Raw genomic sequence first — 21159 nt, 5'->3', positions numbered from 1 at the left:
GCCGCCCGCCCCGGGGACACCCCCGGCCAGGCGACCGCCCACCGGTCGGACCGGCCGGCCTCACCGGCCCAACCGGGCCAGCGTCCGGGCGGGCCGGTCGGTGATCACCCCGTCCACCCCGGCGGCCAGCACCAACTCCAGGTCCGCCGGCTCGTTCACCGTCCAGACGTAGACCTGGTTGCCGGCGGCCCGCAGCGTGGGAACGAGCTGCGGGCGGGCCCGGACCAGGCCGATCCCCGGCCCGGCGATCCGGGTGCCGAACGGCAGCCGGCCCAGCCGCAGCCAGCGCGGCAGCACCTCCAGCAGAAGCACCGTGGGCAGCGCCGGGGCGAGGTCGCGGATCCGGCGTACGGCCAGCGGGGAGAAGGACATCACGGTGACCCGGACCGGGGCGTCCGGACCGGGCTCGGCCAGTCCGTACCGGCGCAGCATGGTGACCAGGCGGCGCTCCACGTCCCGGCCGTAGCGGGAGGGGTGCTTGGTCTCGATCAGCAGCCGGACCGGCCGGCCGGCGGCCAGCACCGCGTCGAGCAGCCGCTCCAGCGTGAGCAGCCGGAAGTGTGACTCGTCGAGCGGTTCGTCCCCGTCGGCGGCCGCCCCGCCGGGGTGCCACGACCCGAAGTCGAGCGCCTCCAGTTCGGCGAGGGTACGCGCGCTGACCAGCCCGTGACCGTTGCTGGTCCGGTCCAGCCGGCGGTCGTGGACGCAGACCAGGTGCCCGTCCCGGGTCAGCCGGACGTCGCACTCCAGCCCGTCCGCGCCCTCGTCGAGGGCGCGCAGATAGGCGGCGAGCGTGTGCTCCGGCAGGTCGTACGAGGCGCCCCGGTGCGCGAAGACCAGGGGGGTGGTCATGGCCGCGGCGCGCCTCAGGCGACCCGGCCCGGCTGCCCGTCGTCGGTGACCACCGGGCGGCCGGCGGCGGCCCACTCGCCCATCCCGCCTTCGACGTTGCGCACCTGGTCCCAGCCGTTGCGCATCAGGTACGCGACCACCTGCGCGGACCGTCCGCCCGAGCGGCAGATCACGGCCACCTCGCGGTCGTCGGGCACCTCTGCGATCCGGGCGGGCAGCTCGGTCATCGGGAGGTGGTGGGCGGCCGGCGCGTGGCCGGCGGCCCACTCGTCGTCCTCCCGGACGTCGAGCAGGTAGCTGTCGTCGGGCACGGCCGACGCGGGCACGCTGGGAACCTGGGGTCCGAACACGGCTACCAAGCCTAGCGGGCCGCTCCCGGTCACAGCCGGTTGACCCAGCGGGGATGGGCCCCGGCCCACTCCGGCATCCGGGTGCCCCGCAGCGCGTCGAAGAGCCCGCCGCCGCCGTTGTCCAGCACCACGTACGAGACCTGGTCGATGGTCTGCGGGTAGGAGGGGATCTGGACGCCGTGCAGGGCGTCCGCGGGCAGCCCGCGCAGCGCGAAGAGCAGGTCCTCCAGGGGTACGCCGTTGGTGTCCACGGTCAACGCGCCGCCGACCGCCCGGAGCACCCGGTCCAGCTGCACCGGGTCACTGCGCAGGTGGGTCTGGCCGGCCTTGTCGAGCACCGCCCGGAGCATCTGCTGCTGGTGCCGTTGCCGGTCGTAGTCGCCGCCGGGCAGGTCGTAGCGCTGCCGCACGTAGTCCAGCGTCCGGGCCCCGTTCATCTGCTGGCAGCCGGGCTCGAACCGGGTCTGCGTGTGGATCGACCGGACCGGGGTGTCGACGCACATCCGGATGCCGCCGAGCAGGTCGATGACCTGCTTGAAGCCGGAGAAGTCGACCAGCGCGGCGCCGTCGAAGCGGACCCCTGTGAGCCGGGTCAGCGTGGCGCTGAGCAGCCGCGCTCCGCCCTCGCCCCCGCCGCCGTGCTCGTACGCCGCGTTGACCTTGTCCTGGCCGCCGCCGTAGCCGGACGTCGCCGGGATGGCGACCAGCAGGTCCCGCGGGATGGAGATCAGGTACGCCTGCCGCAGCCCGGCCGGCAGGTGCACGATCAGGATGCTGTCCGAGCGCTGGTCCTCGGGGTTCGCGCCGGGCCGGTGGTCCGAGCCGATGAGCAGGTAGTTGAGCGGCCCGGCGAGGTCGGTACGGGACTGCCGCGCCGCAGGATCGAGCAGTTGTTCCTTGCTGACCGTGCGGTCGTACCGGTTGGTGAGCCAGTGCAGCCCGGCCACGCCGAGAGCGGCGAGCAGGAGCAGGGCGAGACCGGCGCCGAGCAGGAACCGGGACCAGCGGGCGGATCGGGCCCGCCCGCGTGCGTTCCGTGCTGGCCTGGACGTGACGTTCCCCCCGTAGCCGCGACATGAGACCCGCTCACGTCAGGCTACGGGGGGAACTGCCGGACGGTGCCGCTTTCGGCGCGGCGACCGGCCGGTCACCAGGTCATTTGCGGGTGGAGAGGACGTTCGGGTTCGCCACCACGAAGTCGGCGAGCTTGTCCTCCTTCACCGCCTTGAACATGTCCATGCTCAGCTCGTTGAGCGATTCCTTGCTGTGGTCCGCGTTCGGGCTGTAGGTGCCGCCGTTGGTGCGGAGGGTGACCAGGTCGTTCCCGCTGACGCCCTTGAGCGTGAAGATGAAGTCCGCGACCGGCACGCCGCCGGTGTCCAGGATGAAGGCCTTGCCGGCCGCCTTGATCAGCGAGTTCAGCTTGAGCGGGTTGGTCAGCATGCCCTTGTCGGTGGCCTTCTTCGCCATCGCCTTGATCAGCTGCTGCTGGTTCTGCTGGCGGTCGTAGTCGCTGTTCGGCAGTCCGTAGCGCTGGCGGGCGTAGTCGAGGGCCTCCCAGCCCTCCATCTCCCGGCAGCCCTTCTTGTGCACCACCGGGGTGTAGGACTTGCCGGTCTTCTTCGCGTCGGCGTTCCACATCGGCTTGCCGTCGACCATCGACATGTGGTGCGACTTGACCTCGTGGCTCACGCAGATACGCACGGTGCCGAGCGCGTCGATCACGTTCTTGAAGCCGCCGAAGTTGATGATCGCCGCGCCGTCGAAGCTGATCCCGGTCATCGACTTGATTGTCTTGGCCATCAGCTGGGCGCCACCCTCCCAGCCGCCACCGTTCTGCGCCCCGAAGAAGAACGCCGCATTGATCTTGTCGGTGCCGCCCTTGTAACCGCTCTTCTCGAAGGCCGGGATGCGGGCCTCGGTGTCCCGGGGGATCGAGATCAGGTAGGCCTGGTCGTGGGTGGCCGGGATGTGCAGGATGATGATCGTGTCCGAGCGGACGTCGTCGGCGGCCCAGCGCTGCCGGGCGTCGACGCCGAGCAGCAGCATGTCGATCGGGCCGTCCAGGCTGTTGCCGCCCTCGGCGTCGCTCTTGCCCGCCTCACCGAGCAGGTTGCCCTGGTCGATGCTGCTGGTCGCCTGGCCGATCACGGCCTTGCTGCCGACGATCGCGATGCCGCTGGTCATCATCAGGACGGCACCGAAGATTACGGTGAGCTTGGCCCAGAGCGGGTCCTTGCGCTTGGTGCGCTTCTTCCCGCCGCCGGGGCCGCCGGGGCCGGGCTGCGTCGGGATGATCGGGGGAACCCGCCCGGGTGCTCCGGGCTCCAGTGACTGAGGGCGACGGCTGGTCTGAACCGGCATGCGTGCTCCAGCTCGGGGATCGGGGGCGGGACCACTGTACGTATCTGTTCCCGTTCTCGCGACCTCGTGTGGTGGCTATTCCCGTCAATCTCGGCCATCGGCTGGGGGTTGTGCCCGAACGGACAATTGAAAAGATCCGGTCGGCGGTTGGCTCACTGTGGGATGAGCCTTGACCGCCGACCGGATGTGCTGCCTCGCGGGGGCGGCGTCAGCCGCCGCTCCCGTCGCTGTCCGTCTTCTGGTTGGCCTTCACCCAGTCGGCCATCGTGTCCGCGACGATCGCCTTGTACATGGCCAGCGCCTTCTCCCGGTCGGAGACCACCACCGACTGGCCGTCGATGGTCTGGCCACCCAGGTTCGGGCTGGTGATGAAGGTCAGGTTCTCCCCGCGCAGGCTCCGGAACTGCAACGCCATGTCGGTCAACGAGAATCCCTGGTCGACCGTGACGGCGGCGGTGACCGCCTTCAGGAAATCGTTGAGCTTCTTGGGGTTGGTCAATGTCCCGCTGCTGGCCGCCTTGTCCATCAGCGCCTTGAGGAACTCCTGCTGGTGGCGCATCCGGGCGAAGTCGCCGTCGGGGAACTGCTTGCGCTGCCGGACCCAGTCCAGGGCCTCGGCGCCGTTCATGTGGTTCACGCCCTTGGTGAAGGTCCGGTACGGCTTGTGGATCGAGGTGATGGTCCGCTCCACCTTCAGGTCCACCCCGCCGAGGGCGTCGGTGACATCCTTGAATCCGGCGAAGTCGATGGCCATGACGTGGTCCATCCGGACGTCGCTGAAGCACTCCACGGTCTTGACCGCGAGCGGCAGCCCGCCGAATGCGAAGGCCGCGTTGATCTTGTTGCGTGAGCCCGAGTCACAGGACGCGCCGGCGCTCTCCGGGATCGGCACGTACAGGTCACGCGGGATGGAGACCAGATAAGCCTGCTTGTGGTCGGCCGGGATGTGCATGACGATCAGCGTGTCCGCCCGCCACTTGCCGGCCGCGTCCACCTCGGCGTCCGGGTCCCGCGAGTCGCTGCCGACCAGCAGGATGTTCAACGCGCCCTCGACCTGCTTCGCCGGCCGTCCGCCGTTGATCTGGGAGAAGGGGTCGGTCCGGGCCAGGTCGTTGTTGAGGTTGCGGGCGTAGAGCCAGCCGCCGAGCAGCGCCAGCACCAGCACCGCGACGCCGGCCACCAGGCTGATCCGTCCCCAGCGCGGACGGGGACCGCGCCGGCCGGGGCCGCCGGAACCACCGCCCGGGCCCTCCGGGCCGGTCGGTCCCCCCGGACCGCCGGGCCCGCCCGAGCGCGGCTCGTCGTCGTACGAGGGGTACCAGCGGGCGTCGGTCGGGCGGGCACGCCCGGTGGTGCCCCGGCCGGAGCCGGGAACCTGGGCGCGGCCCGCGCTCCGACTCAGGCGTGCGGGGAGCGGGACGCCGGCTGACGAGGTCGCTGACATGTAACCGAGGGTAGGTCGGTCGAGCCACCATCGCTCTCAGGCGCAGCCGGGTGTCAGCCTCCTCCCAGCGGGAGTCAGTACCCTAGCCGGCCGCGGAAGTAGTCGATCGTGCGCCGGAGGCCGTCTTCGGGCGTCACGGTCGGCTCGTATCCCAGCAGCTCACGGGCGAGGGTGAGATCGGGGCGGCGCATCTCCGGATCGTCCGCGGCCCGGGTGATGTAGCTCACCTCGGAGCTGCTTCCGGTGAGTGACACGATCGTCTCGGCCAGTTGCCGCATCGACATCTCGTGCTCGGTGCCGCAGTTGATCGGGCCGGTCTCGGTCGAGTCGAGCAGCAGCAGGATGCCGCGCACCAGGTCGTCGACGTAGCAGATCGACCGGGTCTGGTTGCCGGTGCCGTGCACGGTGATCGGCTCGCCGCGCAGCGCCTGCGAGATGAAGGTGGGGATGGCCCGGCCGTCGTCCGGCCGCATCCGCGGTCCGTACGTGTTGAAGATCCGGACGATGGCGGTGTCGGTGCTCCGGCTGCGGTGGTAGGCCATGGTGGCCGCCTCCGCGAAGCGCTTCGCCTCGTCGTAGACGCTCCGGATGCCGATCGGGTTGACGTTGCCCCAGTACGTCTCGCGCTGCGGGTGCTCCTTCGGATCCCCGTAGGCCTCGGAGGTGGAGGCCATCAGGAACCGGGCGCCGTCGGCGGTGGCCCGCTCCAGCAGGTGCAGGGTGGCCACCGACCCGACCCGGAGGATCTCCACCGGCAGCTTCTCGAAGTCGGTGGGGCTGGCCGGGGAGGCCATGTGCAGGATCGCGTCGAACCGCTCGGCCATCGCCGGGTGGTCGGTCGGCAGCCCTTCGGAGATGTCCGCCTCGATCAGCGTGAAGGTCGGCTTCTCGAGCAGGTGGGCGATGTTGTCCTTGGAACCGGTGACGAAGTTGTCCAGCACCACGACGGTGCACTCGCGCTCGATGAGCCGGTCGACCAGGTGCGACGGCACGAAGCCGGCGCCGCCGGTGACGAGGATGCGATGTCCGGAGCCGAAGCGGGGAGCGACCTTCATGCCGGTCAGCCTACTCAAGCCGGTGGGCCGGAGCCGACAACGGCTCCGGCCCGCCGGGGGTGGGGGGTGTGGTCAGTGGGCGCCCGCGCCGGTGAGCGAGCGCACCTCCAGCTCGGCGTACTTCTCCTCGTCGTGCTCCTTGGACAGCAGGGTGCCGATCCAGCCGCAGAGGAAGCCGAACGGGATCGAGATGATGCCCGGGTTCGACAGCGGGAACCAGTGCCAGTCGTGGTCGGGGAACATGGCCGTCGGCGCCCCGGAGACCACCGGGGAGAAGAAGACCAGCACCACGGCGGCGAGCAGGCCGCCGTAGATCGCCCAGACCGCGCCGGAGGTGTTGAACCGCTTCCAGAACAGGCTGTAGAGGATCGCCGGCAGGTTGCCCGAGGCGGCGACCGCGAAGGCCAGCGCCACCAGGAACGCCACGTTCAGGCTCTGCGCGAAGATCGACAGCACGATGGAGACCAGGCCGATCACCAGGGCGGAGATCCGGGCGACGGTCACCTCCTGCCGCTCGGACGCCTGCCCGTTCTTCAGCACGTTGGCGTAGAAGTCGTGCGCCAGGCTGGACGACGACGCCAGGGTGAGCCCGGCGACGACCGCCAGGATCGTGGCGAAGGCGACCGCCGCGATGATCGCCAGCAGTGTCGCTCCGCCCAGGTCCCCGCCGAGGAAGTCGATGCCGAGCGCCTCGGCGAGCTGCGGGGCGGCCGTGTTGCCGGCCTTGTCCTGCGCGGTGATCGCCGGGCCGCCGACCAGCGCTGCCGCACCGAAGCCGAGCGCCAGGGTGAGCAGGTAGAAGGTGCCGATGATGCCGATCGCCCAGAGCACGCTCTTCCGGGCCGCTCTCGCGGTCGGCACGGTGTAGAAGCGGATCAGGATGTGCGGCAGGCCGGCGGTGCCGAGCACCAGCGCGATGCCCAGCGAGAGCAGATCCATCTTGCTGTAGAAGGTCTTCAACGCGTCGCCGGGTGTCTCCACGCCGTAGCGCAACCCGGGTTCGAGGAAGGCCGCTCCCTTGCCCGATGCGTCGGCCGCGTCGCCGAGGAGCGAGGACAGGTTGAACTTGTACTTCGCGAGCACCAGCAGGGTCATCACGATCGCGCCGGTCATCAGCAGGAACGCCTTGACGATCTGGACGTACGTGGTGCCCTTCATGCCGCCCACGGTGACGTAGATGATCATCAGGGCGCCGACCAGGAAGATCGTGGCGGCCTTCGCGGTGCCCGCGTCCATGCCCAGGAAGGTGGTGCCCGGCTTGATGCCGAGCAGCAGCGCGACCAGTGCGCCCGCGCCGACCATCTGGGCCAGCAGGTAGAAGATCGACACCGTGATGGTGGAGACCGCGGCCGCGGTCCGGACCGGGCGCTGGCGCATCCGGAACGCCAGCACGTCGGCCATCGTGTAGCGGCCGGAGTTGCGCAGCAGCTCGGCGACGAGCAGCAGCGCCACCAGCCAGGCGACCAGGAAGCCGATCGAGTAGAGGAAGCCGTCGTAGCCGTACAGGGCGATGAGGCCGGCGATGCCCAGGAAGGACGCCGCCGACATGTAGTCGCCGCCGATCGCCATGCCGTTCTGGAAGCCGGAGAAGGACCGGCCGCCGGCGTAGAAGTCGGTGGCGGTCTTGGTCTGCCGGCTGGCCCACACGGTGATCGCCAGCGTGATCGCCACGAAGACCAGGAACAGCGTGATGGTGAGGTTCCGGGCCGTGGTGCTGCCCGCCTCAGCCGCGAGAACCGTGTTCATGGGCCACCTCCCCCACCTCGGCGCGAAGCCGGTCGGCCACCGGGTCGATCTTCCGGTCGGCGAACCGCGAGTAGAGCCAGGCGATGACGAACGTGGAGACGAACTGGAGCAGGCCGAAGACCAGGGCGACGTTGATGTTGCCGACCAGCTTCGTGCCCATGAATCCCCGCGCGTACGCGGAGAGGATGACGTAGAGCGCGTACCACAGGAAGAACGCGACGGTCATCGGGAAGACGAAGCCGCGCAGCGCGCGCCGCAACCCGGCGAACTCGTCCGACCGCTGAACGGCGAGGTACCGTTCCGCCGCCGACTCGGCGGGTGCGGACGCGGGTGTGTCCGTGGACATCTGTGGATCACCACCTTCGCAGGCGTGGGGAGTTTTCGCGCACGGTAGAGAGCGAGCTCCCCGCCGGGGAAGGCTCGGATCGGCCACGGTCGACGGCTGCGCCGAACGGCGGTCCGGCTGCGCCGAGTGACTCAGCTCACTCCGGTCAGCGGTCGGTGATCAGTCGGTGAGTCCCCGGTAACGGCCGCGGTAGTGCAGCAGCGGCAGCGTCTCCTCGGCCAGGTCGACCGCCTCGATGGTGGCCTCGACCAGCAGGCCCCAGCCGCACTCCCGGGCGGTCTCGAGCCGGCACCCGGCCCAGCCGCCCGCGTCGGCGGGCACCGGACCGTACGGGGTGTCGGTCCAGGGGTCCAGCGCGAAGAGGCCGCCGGGGGAGGGAAAGAGGCCGGCGAACCGGTCGGCGAGCTGCCGGTGCTGCGGGCCGAGCGGCGCGACCGCGAAGCGGCCCGCCTCCTCGACCGCCGCCCACAGGTCCGACTCCGGGTCGACCAGACCGAGCAGCCGGTCCGGCTCCCCCTCGGCCACCAGGGTGGACGAGACGGTCAGCCCGGCCGGGCCGGGCGCGGTCCAGAGCGTCACCGAGGCGGCCAGCCGACCGCGGAGCCGGCGGACCGGCGAGCGCTGCCCGGCCGCCACGGCGAACGGGTCGGTGTGGTGGATCTCGGCACCCGGCTCATGATTCACGTGAAACATTGTGCCGCCCCGCCCCCGCGTCCACCCCAGGAAGCGCTCGTGCAGGTCGCGGACGCCCGGAAGCTGCTCGTCGGCCTCCGCCATGAGGCGACCCAGGTAGAGCAGCAGTGCGGTGCGATCGTGGCGGTACTCGATCAGCAGCGCGAGCCGAGCCGGCTGGCACGGCCAGTGCGCCCCGCACCCCCGGCACCGCCAGGCCGGCCGCATCGCCACGTGCGCCCGGCCGGGGCCCGGCTTCTTCCAGATCTTGGACGAATTTGGCCCCTCAGGGGGCCGTTTGCGTCCAAGATCTCGGCGGTCGTCGCTCATCAGTGCCTCCCCGGGAAGGGGTCGCCCCGGCCGGGGGATGGCCGGGGCGACCCGTCGCAGGACCGGCCGCCGGGTCATCGCCTCCACCAGCCGGGCCGCGTGTCTCCACCCTGGACTCGGCGGGGCCGGCGCGGGAGGATGCCAGGGCTTACTACACAGCGCGATCACGTACTTACCGGAGAGGTAAGGATGAACATCGAGGTGTGGATCCGGGCGCTCAAGGCCGCCCGGGCCGGGGCGGATGTCTCCCAGGAGGGGCTGGCCACGCTGATCAGGTGGAGCCCTTCCACGGTGGCCGCCATCGAGACGGGGCGCCGCCGCCCCACCTTGGAGTTCGCGGAAGCAGCCGACCAGGCCCTCGGCACCGGCGGCCTCCTCGCCAGCCTGATCAAGAAGGACGAGGAGAGCAGCCGGCCGACCTCGTTCGAGCCTTGGCCCCGCTACGAGCAACGCGCCAAGCGGCTGTGCAACTTCGAACCGTGCCTGATCCCCGGCCTCCTGCAGACCGAGGAGTATGCGAGAGCGGTCTTCTCGTCGGGCGGCCTGTACAACAGCGATCGGGTCGAGGAGCTTGTGAGCCTCCGGATGAGCCGGCAGAAGTTGTTCCACCGGGATGATCCACCCAAGTGTGTTTTTGTCATCGATGAGAGTGCGCTGCAGCGCCGGATCGGTGGGCCAGCCGTCATGGATCGCCAGCTCGGCCACCTGCTGCAAGCAGCCGACCTGCCGCAGGTGCGGGTGCACATCCTTCCGCTGGAGGTCGGCGCGCACCCCTCGCTGGGAGGCGGTTTCGTGCTAGCGCAGTTGCCCGGCGATGACCGTCTGCTCTGCCTCGACAACGCCGCGCGCGGCCAGATCGCGGACTATCCGGAGTGGATTGGCTGGGTGCAGCGGAAGTGGGAACGTCTCCTCGCTGAGGCGCTCGGCGCAAACGCCTCCATCGAACTGATCAATAAGTGGAGGGTGACCTCATGACGACTGCCCTGCCCCGCTGGCGCAAGTCGACCCGTTCCGACAATGACGGGCAACTGTGTCGAGGTGGCGGACAACTTGCCCGGGGTGGTGCTGGTTCGGGACAGCAAGGACCCGTCCGGGCCGACTCTCGCTTCACTCCCGACGCCTGGCGCGCCTTCAGGAGCGCCGGCCTCCCGATCTTGGAGACTTTCCGTTCGAGGTGAGCGGCAACTCGCCAAGATCTACCGGTAGCTCTCCGGCGGGAGGGAGCGGCGGGCGGCGGCCAGCACCTCCGGGTCGGCGCAGCCGGCGGCGTACCCGGCGATCCGGCGGCGGATGTCCCGGCCGAGCAGCCAGACCCCGATCCGCTCGGCCACCGGGCGCAGGAAGGCCGGCCGGCAGCGGAAGTTGTACCGCCAGGTGGCCAGGGCCGTGCCCGGCTCCGGGCCCGGCGCGAACCGCCAGCCGCCGCCGAACCGCTCGAAGAACCACGGCCCGCGGACCATCTTCATGCCCACGTTCGTCGGCGGCGCCCACGAGACGTACTCGCTGACCATGACGAGGCCGTGCCGGGACCGGGTGTAGGTGCGCACGCCCTTGCCGGGGCGGGTCGCCCCGTCGACGAAGTGCTGCTCCCGGACGAAGGGATCCCAGCGGTAGCGGACCGGCGCCACGGTCTGCGACACCGCGAAGGCCAGCTCCGGTGGGACCGGAACGGTGGTCACCGCCTCGACGACCGGCATCAGCGCCTCGGGGTGACGGCGGCCAGCAGTTCCGGCTGGCGGCGGTCCAGCGCGTCCCCGGCCAGGTACGCGCCGAGCAGCGCGGCGCCCAGCCCGTACGCGAGACCGACCGGCAGGGCCAGCCAGAGCCAGACGTCGCCGAGCAGCGCGGCGGCCACCACCAGCGGCACGGCAGCCGCCGCGGTGGCCAGCATGGACAGCAGGGTGTACAGGCTCTTCGCCATCCCGGCGCCGGTGTTCATGGCGAACGGGTTGCTCGTCTCCGGCAGCGAGTAGCCGCCGAGCACCGAGACGGACGCGTTGATCGCCAGCCCGCAGCCGTACGCGGCGAACAGCGCGCCGGCCATCACACCGACCCAGCCGGGCCGCCCGAGCACCACGGCCAGCACCACGGCGACCACACCGAGGATCGGCACCACGTAGAGCGAGAACGCGACCATCCGGGCCCGCAGCTCCACCCGCCCCGGCACGCCCGCCACCACGTTGGCCGCGTACGCGCTGCCGTCGAAACCGAACTGGTTGGCCACGGTCACCGCGGCGAGCACCCCGACGAAGAGCATCGAGAGGCTGACCAGCACGGGCGACGAGTTGGCGGTGGCCTCGCCGAACGCTGCCCCGCCTTCGGTGACCAGCTGGGAGCCGCCCAGGTTGACCATCACCGGCACGAAGATGCCGACCACCGCCACGGTGATCAGGTTGGCCCGCCGCCGGGCGTCGCGCCACCAGTAGCGGCACTCCCGGGCGACCAGCGCGCCGAACCGGTCCCGCCGGGCCCAGCCGACGGCTCGGGGGAAGAGCTGCGCGACCGCCGCGCCGGCCACCGTGCCGCGCCGGTTCCGGGCCGGCCCGGCGCTCGCCGCGCCCACCATCGCCGACTCCAGCGACCGCGACCACCACAGCAGGAGTACGCCGATCGCCGCCACGCCGATCAGCAGCTTCAGCACGGCCGCCCCGGCGTGCCCCTCGGCCACGTCGACGCCGGCCGTCCAGGGCGCACCGAACGGCGTCCAGCCGACCACCCGGGCCACGCCGGTGAGCCGGTCCCAGTCGGCCTGCTGGACCGCGCCGATCACCAGCAGTTGTAGCGGGCCCAGCAGGGCGGCGAGCACCGCGAGCAGCACGGCGGCCAGGTCGCGCACCCGTCGGGAGCGGAGCATGGTGGCGAAGGCGCTGGTCACCGCGCGGGCGGCGGCCACGCAGAGCAGCAGGCCCAGGACCACCCCGAGCATCCCGACCAGCGCGGCGAACCAGCCGCCCAGCGCGCCGGCCGTGACCACCAGCCCGGCGGCTGCGAGCAGGGTCGACAGCGCCGGGACGCTGACCAGGGCGGCCGCGAACAGGCCGGTGACCAGGGTGCGGCGGGACAGCGGGAGCAGCGCGAAGCGGGCCGGGTCCAGGGTCTCGTCCACGCCGAAGAAGACCAGCGGCAGCAGCAGCCAGCCGAGGGTCAGCAGGCCGCCGCCGAAGGCGGCGGTCATCAGCGCGTACCGGGACTCGCCGGCCAGGCCGGGCGCGGCGAGCAGGAAGAAGCCACCGGCGGCGAACCAGAGCCCGAACAGCAGGCCGCCCACGAACAGCGCGATCCGCCAACCCTGACCCCGGAAGTTGTTGCGCAGCACCCGCAGTTTGAGCCGCACGAAATGCCGGGGCGAGACGGCCCGGGTCGGCCGCTCGGCGGCGGTCACCGGGACAGCCACGACAGCTCCTCGCCCGTCGCGGTCCGCCCGCCGACCACCTCGACGAAGGCCTCCTCCAGCGACCGTTCGCCGCGGACCTCGGTGAGCGTGCCGACCCGCATGATCCGGCCGTCGGCCAGGATCGCCACGTGCGAGCAGAGCCGCTCGACGACCTCCATGACGTGGCTGGAGAAGATGACCGTGCCGCCGCCCACCACGTAGCGGTGCAGGATGTCCCGGATCAGCGCCGCGGAGACCGGGTCGACCGCCTCGAACGGCTCGTCCAGCACCAGCAGCCGGGGGCCGTGCAGCAGCGCGCAGGCCAGGCCGATCTTCTTCTTCATGCCGGCCGAGTAGTCGACCACCAGGGTGCGGCCGGCGTCGGTGAGGGCCAGCACGTCGAGCAGTTCCGCCGCCCGCTGGTCGACCACCGCCGGGTCCATGCCGCGCAACAGACCGTGGTAGGCCAGCAGCTCGGCCCCGGTGAGCCGGTCGAAGAGGCGGACGCCGTCGGGCATCACGCCGAGCAGCCCCTTGGCGCGTACCGGATCGGCCCAGACGTCGTACCCGAGCACCCGGGCCTGGCCGGCGTCGGGCCGCAGCAGGCCGACGGCCATGGAGAGGGTGGTGGTCTTGCCGGCCCCGTTCGGGCCCAGCAGCCCGTAGAACGAGCCGGTCGGCACGTCGAGGTCGACGCCGGCGACCGCGACCTTGGTGTCGAACCGCTTGGCCAGGCCACGGAGGGACATTGCCGGGTGCTGATCGGTCATGCCTCCGACCGTAGTCTGGCCGGGCCAGCGACAGCTCCCGCCGAAGGACGATCTTCGAGTCCTACCTGAGCCGTACGGCCGGTCGCTAGAGGCGCAGCGTCTCCGGGGTGTGCAGGCGGAGCATCGTGATGCCGACGTCGCGGGGCAGCCGCCGCCGGGTGGCCATGGAGACCGCCACCATCACGGTGAACGCCAGCGGCACCGTCCACGCGGCCGGCTGGGTGGTGAGCGTGGCCGGCCAGCCGGACAGCGGCGGGCCGAGCACGGTGAGCAACACCGCGCCGACCGCGGCGCCGCCGCCGACCAGCACCCCGGCGGCGGCGCCAAGGTCGGTCAGGCCGCGCCACCAGATGCCGAGCACCAGCAGCGGGCAGAAGCTCGACGCGGCCACCGCGAAGGCCAGCCCGACCACCTGGGAGACGTCCAGCCCGGAGACGTTCAGCGCGAGCACCGCGGGCACCCCGCCGGCGATCACCGTGGCCAGCCGGAAGCCGCGCACTGAGCCGCGGCCGAGGACGTCGGTGGAGATCACCCCGGCCACGCTGGTGAGCAGGCCGGACGAGGTGGAGAGGAAGGCCGCGAACGCCCCCGCGGCGACCAGCGCGGCGAGCAGCCGGCCGGTGGTGCCGTCGCCCAGCGCCGCCCCGGGCAGCAGCACCACGACCGCGTCGGTCTGCCCGGTGACCAGCAACTGCGGGGTGTAGATCCGGCCCAGCACGCCGTAGATCGTGGGCAGCAGGTAGAAGACGCCGACCAGGGCCAGCACCACCAGCGTGGTGCGCCGGGCGGCGGCACCGTCGGGGTTGGTGTAGAAGCGCACGAGCACGTGCGGCAGGCCCATGGTGCCGAGGAAGGTGGCCAGGATCAGCGAGTACGTCGCGAACAGCCCGCGGTCGTCGTCGCCGGCGGTGTCCGGCAGCAGCCAGTCGGTGGCGGCGGTGGCCGCGCCGGAGACCTCGGGCACCGGGTCGCCGGCGGCGAAGTCGAGACGGTCGCCGGGGCGTACCTCGCGGATGTCGCCGTCGGGCAGGGTGAGGGTCGCGCGGTGCTCGACCACCACGGTGGTCGCGGTCCGGAACGCCGGCCCGTCGGGCGGGGTCACCGCCGGGCGGGCGTCGGCCTGCCACTGCAACGCCAGGAAGATCGCGGGTACGGCGAGCGCGGTGAGCTTCAGCCAGTATTGGAAGGCCTGGACGAAGGTGATCGCCCGCATCCCGCCCAGCGCCACGTTCGCGGTCACCACCACGGCGACCAGCAGCGCACCCACCGGGTAGGGCGAGCCGGCCACCGTGGCCAGGGTCAGCCCGGCGCCCTGGAGCTGCGGCACCAGGTAGAGCCAGCCGATGAAGATCACGAAGATGGTGGCCAGCTTCCGCAGCCGCCGCGAGCCGAGGCGCACCTCGCAGAAGTCGGGCAGGGTGAACGCCCCGGAGCGGCGCAGCGGGGCCGCCACGAAGAGCAGCAGCGCCAGGTAGCCGGCGGCGAAACCGACCGGGTACCAGAGCACGTCGACGCCGTACTTGAGGATCAGCCCGGCCACGCCGAGGAAGCTGGCCGCCGACAGGTACTCCCCGCCGATCGCCGCGGCGTTCCAGGTCGGGCTGACCGCCCGGGAGGCGACCAGGAAGTCGGAGGTGGTGCGGGCCAGCCGCAGCCCGTAGAAGCCGATCCCGACGGTGACCAGGGTGACCGCCACGATCGCGGGAACCACGTAGCCGTTGCCCATCAGCGCTCCGGCCGCTGGACCAGGTCGGTGAAGTCCTGCTCGTTCCGTTCGGCCAGCCGCACGTACGCCCAGCCGACCCCGATCAGGAACGGGAAGGCGGCCACCCCGAGCAGCAGCCAGGGCAGGTTGACGCCGAGCAGGGTGACCCGGCCGACCGAGGGTGCGATGGCGAAGAGCCAGGGCAGGCCGCCCAGCCCGATCAGCACGAGCAGGCTGAGCCGCAGGGCCAGCGAGAGTTGCGCGCGCATGAGGCCCTGCACCAGCGTCTCGCCGACCCGGGTCTGCTGGGTCAGTTCGGAGCGGGTGCGCTCGGCGCGGCTGCGTGGCCGGGAGACCTCGGCCAGCACGACGCGGGTCCGCCGGGGCGGCTGCGGGGCGCGCGGGGCGGGGACCGGAGCCGCCTGGTCGGGCCGCCCGGGCACGTCCTGCTCCTCCGCTCCGGTCATCCCCGGCAGTCTCGCCTGATCAGCGGGAATGTCAAGAGCGCCGGGGATGGCCCTGTGCACAACTTGTGGATAACGCTTCACTCCTGTGGACAACCCGGTGGATGACGCCCCCCTCGTTGTGGACGACGGAGGATTCACCAGCTCGGCGTGGTGGCGGTGTCCGGGGCCAGCGGATACCGCCACCTCGGCGACCTGGAGTCGATCAAGTCCGCGCCGACCCCCGGTTCACGGCAGGCCGACCCGGACCGGGTGGGACGTGGCCGAGCCGAGCCAGGTGTGCGGGTTGCCGAACCAGCACCAGCCCAGCTTCGGCGCGCCCTGGCTGATCCAGAGCGCGGGCACCCGCTTGTCGCCGCAGCGGGAGCCGACCAGTGAGAAGCACCGGTTGCTGGCCAGCGCCGGCGGGTGCAGGGTGACGAAGGCCAGGCCCTCGTCGATGGTGATCGGCAGCCGACCTCCGGCGGTCATCTGCTCCAGCGCGGTGGACGGCGGCAGGTTCCGGTACTCCTCGCCCCGGTCCACGTCGAAGAGCAGGTACGCCGGCCCGGCCGGCACCTCCAGCTCCTTGATCGGGTCGAACCGCGGCAGGTCGTCGGCGGGGAAGTTCCGGTCGAGGATGCCGGTCTTCCGCTTGCCGGCGAGCGTGGTCAGCGCGATCCGCTCCTGGACGGGCACCAGCTCGCGGGTGGCCACCAGCAGGAAGGGCACCCGCCCGTCGGTGGGCGCGGCCAGGTCGGCCGCCCCGGCGACCGCGGCCTCGCGCAGCGGGGCGAGCAGGTCGCGGAAGGCGTCCTCGGTCAGCCCGGCCAGGGCGGGATAGCCGAGCCGCACCAGGCGGTCGAGTTGCCGGTCGAAGTCGGTCGCGGCGTCGTAGCGGCTGTCGGGCATGCGGCCTCCACTCTGTCGTACGGCGTGCCGTACAGCGTACGACGAGGGGCGGCTATTCCCGACGGGCGGAAGAATCTCGAATCAGCGGTTCCAGTCCTGCTTGGCCGCGCGGACCAGCTTGTCCTTCAGCTCCCGGGTGTGCCGGCGGCTCACCGGCAGCTCGGTCCCGTCGATCACCACGACGTAGCCGGAGTTGACCAGCCGCAGCTCGGCGATCAGCTTGAGCTGCACCAGGTAGGACCGGTGGATCCGGACGAACCCCGCGTCGGCCCAGCGCTCGGCCAGGGTGGCCAGCGAGACCCGGACCAGGTGCGAGCCGTCCGCGGTGTGCAGCCGGGCGTAGTCGCCCTGCGCCTCCACCCAGCGCACCGCCGAGCGGGGCAGCATCCGGGTGGTGCCGGCCAGCTCGATCGGGATGGTCGGGTCCTCCTCGGCCCGGGCCAGCGCGGCCGGGTGCGAGGGGACCACCCGCGAGCCGATCACCCGGCGCAGCGACTCGGCCAGGCGATCGGCGCGGACCGGCTTGCGCACGTAGTCCGTGGCGCCCAGGTCGAAGGCGTCCACCGCGCCGTCGTCGTAGGCGGTGACGAAGACGATCGCCGGTGGCCGGGCGAACCGGCGCAGCACCCGGGCCAGCTCCATGCCGTCCAGCCCCGGCATCCGGATGTCCAGGAAGACCACGTCGACGTCGCCGTCGCGGAGCACCCGCAGCGCCTCGGTCGCGTCGCCGGCCGTGTGCAGCCGGGCCACCCGGGGATCGGCCCGCAGGTGGTACGCCAGCTCGTCCAGGGCCGGCGGCTCGTCGTCGACCGCGAGCACGCGGAGGAAACCCGTGGCGTTCATGAGGTCGCCCGCACCCCGGGGTGGAACTTCGGCACCCGCATGCTGACCTTCGTACCCGAGCCCAGGCCGGTCTCGACGACCAGGCCGAACCGGTCCCCGAAGGCCGACCGGAGCCGCTCGTCGACGTTCGAGAGGCCGACGTGCTGGCCCGGGTCGTCGGCCGGGTCGCTGCCGGCGCCGGCGAGCTCGGCGATGCCGGCGGTCAGCGTCGTCGGATCCATCCCCACCCCGTCGTCCTCCACCGTGATGTGGCACTCGGCGCCCGCGTCCCGGGCCTCGATGCTCACCATGCCGGTGCCCGGCTTGCGGGACAACCCGTGCCGGACCGCGTTCTCCACCAACGGCTGGAGGCAGAGGAACGGCAGGGTCACCGGCAGCACCTCCGGGGCGATCTGGAGGCGCACCTGGAGCCGCTCGCCGAAGCGGGCCCGCTCGATGGTCAGGTAGCGGTCGATCGAGCGCAGCTCCTCGGCGAGCGTGGTGAACTCGCCGTGCGCCCGGAACGAGTAGCGGGTGAACTCCGCGAACTCCAGGATCAGCTCGCGGGCCCGCTCCGGGTCGGTCCGGACGAACGAGCCGATCGCGGTCAGCGCGTTGTAGATGAAGTGCGGGCTGATCTGGGCGCGCAGCGCGCGTACCTCGGCCCGGGCCAGGCGCTCCCGGGAGGAGTCCAACTCCGCCAGGGCGAGCTGGTCGCCGGCCCAGTGCGCGGTCTCCAGGGTCGCCTGCACCAGGCCCGGGGCCGGCCGCCCGTCGGCCACCGCCACCAGCGCCCCGACCGCCCGGCCGTCGGCGCTCAGCGGGGCCACCACCGCGCCGCGGACCGGGCAGTCCACCAGGTCGCAGTGCAGCTCCGACTCGCGCAGCACGGTCGAGCGCCCGCTGTCGACCGCCTTCCGGGCCGCCGCGAGCAACTGGTCGCCGTGGTGCGCGCCGTGCCCGTCGAGGGCGAGCAGGGCGTCCCGGTCCGTCAGGGCCAGCCCGGCCGAGCCCACCAGGGCCCGCAGATGGCGTACGGCCTTCGCCGCGCCCGCCGCGCTCAGCCCGCCCCGCAGCGGCTCGGTGGCGAGCCCGGCGGTGTGCAGCACCTCGTAGGTGGCCCGCTGGGTGGCCGTCGCGATGCCCCGCCGGGCGCGCAGCCGCAGCACCGCCCAGAGCGCCGCGGCCAGCGCGGTGACCAGCGAGACGACGCCGAAGACGGCCGAGAGGTTGCCACTCACGCCCGCGATCCTGACGGGTGGCGGCCCGGAGCGCTAGTACGCGCCCTTGCGGGCCAGCACCACCCCGACGGTCCGCCACAGGATGCTGAGGTCGTACGCCAGCGACCAGTTGTCGACGTAGTAGAGGTCGAGTCGGACCGCCTCGTCCCAGGAGAGGTCGGAGCGGCCGGAGACCTGCCAGAGCCCGGTCATGCCCGGACGGACCAGCAGCCGGCGCCGGACGTCGCCCAGGAAGTCACCGTCGTCGGCGGGGAGCGGACGCGGGCCGACCAGCGACATCTCGCCCCAGAGCACGTTGATCAGCTGGGGCAGCTCGTCCAGCGAGGAGGCGCGCAGGAAGCGGCCCACCGGGAAGACCCGCGGGTCCTGCTTCATCTTGAACAGCATGCCGTCGGTCTCGTTCTGATCGACCAGGCCGGCCAGCCGCTCCTCGGCGTCGACGTACATGGTGCGGAACTTCCAGACCCGGAAGGTCCGCCCCTCGTGCCCGACCCGGGGCTGCCGGAAAAAGACCGGCCCGGGGTCGGAGATCCGGATGGCGATCGCGATGGCGACGAAGAGCGGGACCAGCAGCAGCAGGCCCAGCCCGGCGGCGACCCGGTCCATCAGGTTCTTGGCCAGCAGCGCCGGCCCGGACAGGGTCGGCTCCTCGACGTGCAGCAGCGGCAGGCCCTCGATCGGGCGGATGTGCACCCGTGGGCCGGCGATGTCGGTGAGCTGGGGCGCGACCACCAGGTCGACGCCGGAGCCCTCCAGCTGCCAGGCCATCCGGCGCAGCTCGCCGGGCTCGGCGCTGGCCGAGCCGCAGACCGCGATGGTGTCGCCGCCGACCTCCCGGACCAGGGCGAGCACGTCCCGGCCGGCGTAGACCGGCACCGGGGTCTCGATGCCGCGGGCGGCGGCGTACCCGTCGGTGAGGTGGATGGCCACCGGGACCAGGCCGGCCCCGGGGTTGCGGGTGACCGCGGTGTAGACCTCCAGGCACTCCGGCAGGGTGCCGACCAGCACCATCCGGTGCCCGGCCTGGCCGATCCGGCGGCGGACGGCGTGCAGCGCGGCCCGGGCCACCATCCGGCCCAGCAGGATCAGCAGCAGCGCGCCGAGCAGGGCGAAGCCGACCGTCCACCGGGAGAGCATGGTCTTCGTGGCGAAGGCCAGGAACGAGACGGTGGCGGCCACCGCCACGCCGGCGCGGATCACCCGCTTGAACTCGTCGGGGCCGAGGCCCAGGTAGCGCCGGTCGTACGCCCGGTTGCCCCAGAGGATGAGCAGCCAGCCCAGCGGCAGCAGCCCGAAGGCGACCGTGTGGAACCAGGTCGGGTTCTCCTCGGCGCCGTAGAAGCCGGCGGACGCCTGCTCGAAGACGTTGATCGCGATGAGGCTGGCCAGGGCGGCGGCCCCGAAGTCCAGCACCAGCAGCACCAGGATGTAGGGACGGTGCCAGCGGGACACCCGGCGCCGGGCGCGGGCCCATGCCGACCGGGGTACGCCGTTGTGCGACGGCGGAGTCGGCGGCTGGATCTCGAAGCTGTCGACGTGCCGCACGCTCTTGCTCCGGCCTGTGTTGGTTACCGGGCGCTGGAGGCTTGTCGTCACCTCAACCAGTGTCCTCCCGCATGACACGCGCCCTCACTCGCCGTGAGGGCCCGGGTCGCCCACCGTCCCAGTCTCCCACGCGGGCCCGGCCCGGACCGCCCCCCGAAGGAGAAGCTGTCCGATGGTGCTCGTGGGGATCTGGCCGGCTTCGAGTCGGTTGTGAAGCCGGGGACCGAGCCACTATACCGATGGATGCCGGCCCCGGTAGAGGTGCCGAGTGGGACCTTCGGCGATCCCGGGACCATTCCGCTCCGTAATCGCGGAGTGCGATTACTCACCGTACGAGGCGGGACAACCGTCGGTCAGCCAGCGGCTTGCCGCCGGTCTGACAGGTGGGGCAGTACTGGAGACTCGAATCGGCGAACGAGACCTCCCGCACCAGGTCTCCGCAAACCGGGCAGGATAGCCCTTTCCGGGCGTGCACCTTGAGCCCGGAGCGCTTCTCGCCCTTCAGCTCCGCGGCCCGCTGCCCCATCGAGCGCCGGACCGCGTCGCCGAGCACCGCACGGGTCGCCGCGTGCAGCGCGGCGAGCTGGTCGTCGGTCAGCCGGTCGGTGATCGCGAACGGGGAGAGCTTCGCCGCGTGCAGGATCTCGTCCGAGTACGCGTTGCCGATGCCGGCCAGTACCGACTGGTCGGTCAGCACCCCCTTGACCTGCCCCCGGCGGCTGCGCAGCTGGGCACCGAAGGTGGTCAGGTCGGCCTCGAGGGCGTCCGGGCCCAACTTGCCCACCCCGGGCACCAGGGCCGGGTCGGTCACCAGGTAGGCGGCGAGCTTCTTCTGCGTGCCCGCCTCGGTCAGGTCGAAGCCGGAGCCGTCGTCGAGGCGTAGCCGCAGGGCGATCGGGCCCTTGCCGGGCCGCAGCGGGGCGGCCGACGGGAACGCCTCCCGGTAGTGCAGCCAGCCCGCCCGGGCCAGGTGGACCACCAGGTGCAGGCCCTCGTCGAACCGGACATCGAGGAACTTGCCGTACCGGCCCGCGCCGGTGACGGTCCGGCCGGCCACCGCGCTCGGCGGCGGATCGTACGTCTTCAGCGCGCTGATCGCGGCGACCTCGAGCCGCTCGACCCGCCGGCCGACCGCCCGCTCACGCAGGTAGCCGGCGAGCGCTTCCACCTCCGGTAGTTCAGGCACCGT

20 protein-coding genes and 1 pseudogene are annotated in these 21159 nt (G+C 72.1%); 2 read left to right on the top strand and 19 right to left on the bottom strand.

Annotated elements, in window-relative coordinates; translation table 11 throughout:
- Positions 1-60 precede the first annotated feature (60 nt).
- From AC0OLQ_RS00595 to AC0OLQ_RS00555, 9 genes are all read right to left on the bottom strand, one after another.
- Positions 61-852, bottom strand: coding sequence for a glycerophosphodiester phosphodiesterase (locus AC0OLQ_RS00595; RefSeq protein WP_484529772.1), 792 nt, complete (start codon positions 850-852; stop codon positions 61-63).
- Positions 853-866: 14 nt separating this feature from the next.
- The gene (locus AC0OLQ_RS00590; protein ID WP_357331682.1) at positions 867-1202 is read right to left on the bottom strand and encodes a rhodanese-like domain-containing protein; all 336 of its coding nucleotides are present in this window, start codon (positions 1200-1202) and stop codon (positions 867-869) included.
- A gap of 29 nt (positions 1203-1231) precedes the next feature.
- Positions 1232-2149 carry an LCP family protein gene (locus AC0OLQ_RS00585; protein ID WP_484529771.1) on the bottom strand — a complete coding sequence of 306 codons (918 nt, stop codon included), beginning with the start codon at positions 2147-2149 and terminating at the stop codon, positions 1232-1234.
- 208 nt (positions 2150-2357) lie between these two features.
- Positions 2358-3566: an LCP family protein gene (locus AC0OLQ_RS00580; protein ID WP_484529770.1), complete on the bottom strand. Its 1209-nt coding sequence runs from the start codon at positions 3564-3566 to the stop codon at positions 2358-2360.
- Positions 3567-3774: 208 nt separating this feature from the next.
- Positions 3775-5010, bottom strand: a complete 1236-nt coding sequence (locus AC0OLQ_RS00575; protein WP_484529769.1) for an LCP family protein — start codon at positions 5008-5010, stop codon at positions 3775-3777.
- 74 nt (positions 5011-5084) lie between these two features.
- The gene (locus AC0OLQ_RS00570) at positions 5085-6065 is read right to left on the bottom strand and encodes an NAD-dependent epimerase/dehydratase family protein (protein ID WP_484529768.1); all 981 of its coding nucleotides are present in this window, start codon (positions 6063-6065) and stop codon (positions 5085-5087) included.
- A gap of 72 nt (positions 6066-6137) precedes the next feature.
- Positions 6138-7811 (bottom strand): solute symporter family protein, encoded by a 1674-nt coding sequence (locus tag AC0OLQ_RS00565; protein ID WP_484529767.1) that lies wholly within the window; start codon positions 7809-7811, stop codon positions 6138-6140.
- Positions 7789-8157 carry a DUF485 domain-containing protein gene (locus AC0OLQ_RS00560; protein ID WP_484529766.1) on the bottom strand — a complete coding sequence of 123 codons (369 nt, stop codon included), beginning with the start codon at positions 8155-8157 and terminating at the stop codon, positions 7789-7791. Before AC0OLQ_RS00560 ends, AC0OLQ_RS00565 begins: the two co-directional genes overlap by 23 nt.
- A 159-nt stretch (positions 8158-8316) precedes the next feature.
- Positions 8317-8985 (bottom strand): flavin reductase family protein, encoded by a 669-nt coding sequence (locus AC0OLQ_RS00555; protein WP_484532518.1) that lies wholly within the window; start codon positions 8983-8985, stop codon positions 8317-8319.
- Between the two features lie 363 nt (positions 8986-9348).
- Here AC0OLQ_RS00555 and AC0OLQ_RS00550 point away from each other — a divergent pair, with 363 nt between their 5' ends.
- The gene (locus AC0OLQ_RS00550; protein WP_484529765.1) at positions 9349-10134 is read left to right on the top strand and encodes a helix-turn-helix domain-containing protein; all 786 of its coding nucleotides are present in this window, start codon (positions 9349-9351) and stop codon (positions 10132-10134) included.
- Positions 10131-10337 (top strand): annotated as a pseudogene (locus AC0OLQ_RS00545) (DUF397 domain-containing protein). Before AC0OLQ_RS00550 ends, AC0OLQ_RS00545 begins: the two are co-directional and overlap by 4 nt.
- Before the next feature lie 18 nt (positions 10338-10355).
- Here AC0OLQ_RS00545 and AC0OLQ_RS00540 read toward each other — a convergent pair.
- The 10 genes from AC0OLQ_RS00540 to AC0OLQ_RS00495 form a co-directional block, all read right to left on the bottom strand.
- The gene (locus AC0OLQ_RS00540; RefSeq protein ID WP_484529764.1) at positions 10356-10856 is read right to left on the bottom strand and encodes an SRPBCC family protein; all 501 of its coding nucleotides are present in this window, start codon (positions 10854-10856) and stop codon (positions 10356-10358) included.
- Positions 10856-12553, bottom strand: a complete 1698-nt coding sequence (locus tag AC0OLQ_RS00535; protein WP_484529763.1) for an ABC transporter permease — start codon at positions 12551-12553, stop codon at positions 10856-10858. Before AC0OLQ_RS00535 ends, AC0OLQ_RS00540 begins: the two co-directional genes overlap by 1 nt.
- The gene (locus AC0OLQ_RS00530) at positions 12538-13302 is read right to left on the bottom strand and encodes an ABC transporter ATP-binding protein (protein WP_484529762.1); all 765 of its coding nucleotides are present in this window, start codon (positions 13300-13302) and stop codon (positions 12538-12540) included. The genes AC0OLQ_RS00535 and AC0OLQ_RS00530 overlap by 16 nt, the downstream gene beginning before the upstream one ends.
- 85 nt (positions 13303-13387) lie before the next feature.
- Positions 13388-15028, bottom strand: coding sequence for a sodium/solute symporter (locus tag AC0OLQ_RS00525; protein WP_484529761.1), 1641 nt, complete (start codon positions 15026-15028; stop codon positions 13388-13390).
- A complete protein-coding gene (locus AC0OLQ_RS00520; protein ID WP_357331657.1) occupies positions 15028-15474 on the bottom strand; it encodes a hypothetical protein in 447 nt (148 codons plus the stop codon). Before AC0OLQ_RS00520 ends, AC0OLQ_RS00525 begins: the two co-directional genes overlap by 1 nt.
- Before the next feature lie 225 nt (positions 15475-15699).
- A complete protein-coding gene (locus AC0OLQ_RS00515) occupies positions 15700-16362 on the bottom strand; it encodes a DUF5701 family protein (RefSeq protein ID WP_484529760.1) in 663 nt (220 codons plus the stop codon).
- Positions 16363-16443: 81 nt separating this feature from the next.
- Positions 16444-17205, bottom strand: coding sequence for a LytR/AlgR family response regulator transcription factor (locus tag AC0OLQ_RS00510; protein WP_357331652.1), 762 nt, complete (start codon positions 17203-17205; stop codon positions 16444-16446).
- Entirely contained in the window at positions 17202-18425 is a 1224-nt protein-coding gene (locus tag AC0OLQ_RS00505; protein WP_484529759.1) for a sensor histidine kinase, read from the bottom strand. Before AC0OLQ_RS00505 ends, AC0OLQ_RS00510 begins: the two co-directional genes overlap by 4 nt.
- Before the next feature lie 33 nt (positions 18426-18458).
- Positions 18459-19970, bottom strand: coding sequence for a sugar transferase (locus AC0OLQ_RS00500; RefSeq protein WP_357331648.1), 1512 nt, complete (start codon positions 19968-19970; stop codon positions 18459-18461).
- Positions 19971-20295: 325 nt separating this feature from the next.
- Entirely contained in the window at positions 20296-21156 is an 861-nt protein-coding gene (locus AC0OLQ_RS00495) for an Fpg/Nei family DNA glycosylase (protein WP_484529758.1), read from the bottom strand.
- Positions 21157-21159: the final 3 nt, after the last annotated feature.

Source organism: Micromonospora sp. Utrum1, from assembly GCF_057197805.1.
This window is presented reverse-complemented; position numbering and strand designations above follow the sequence as displayed.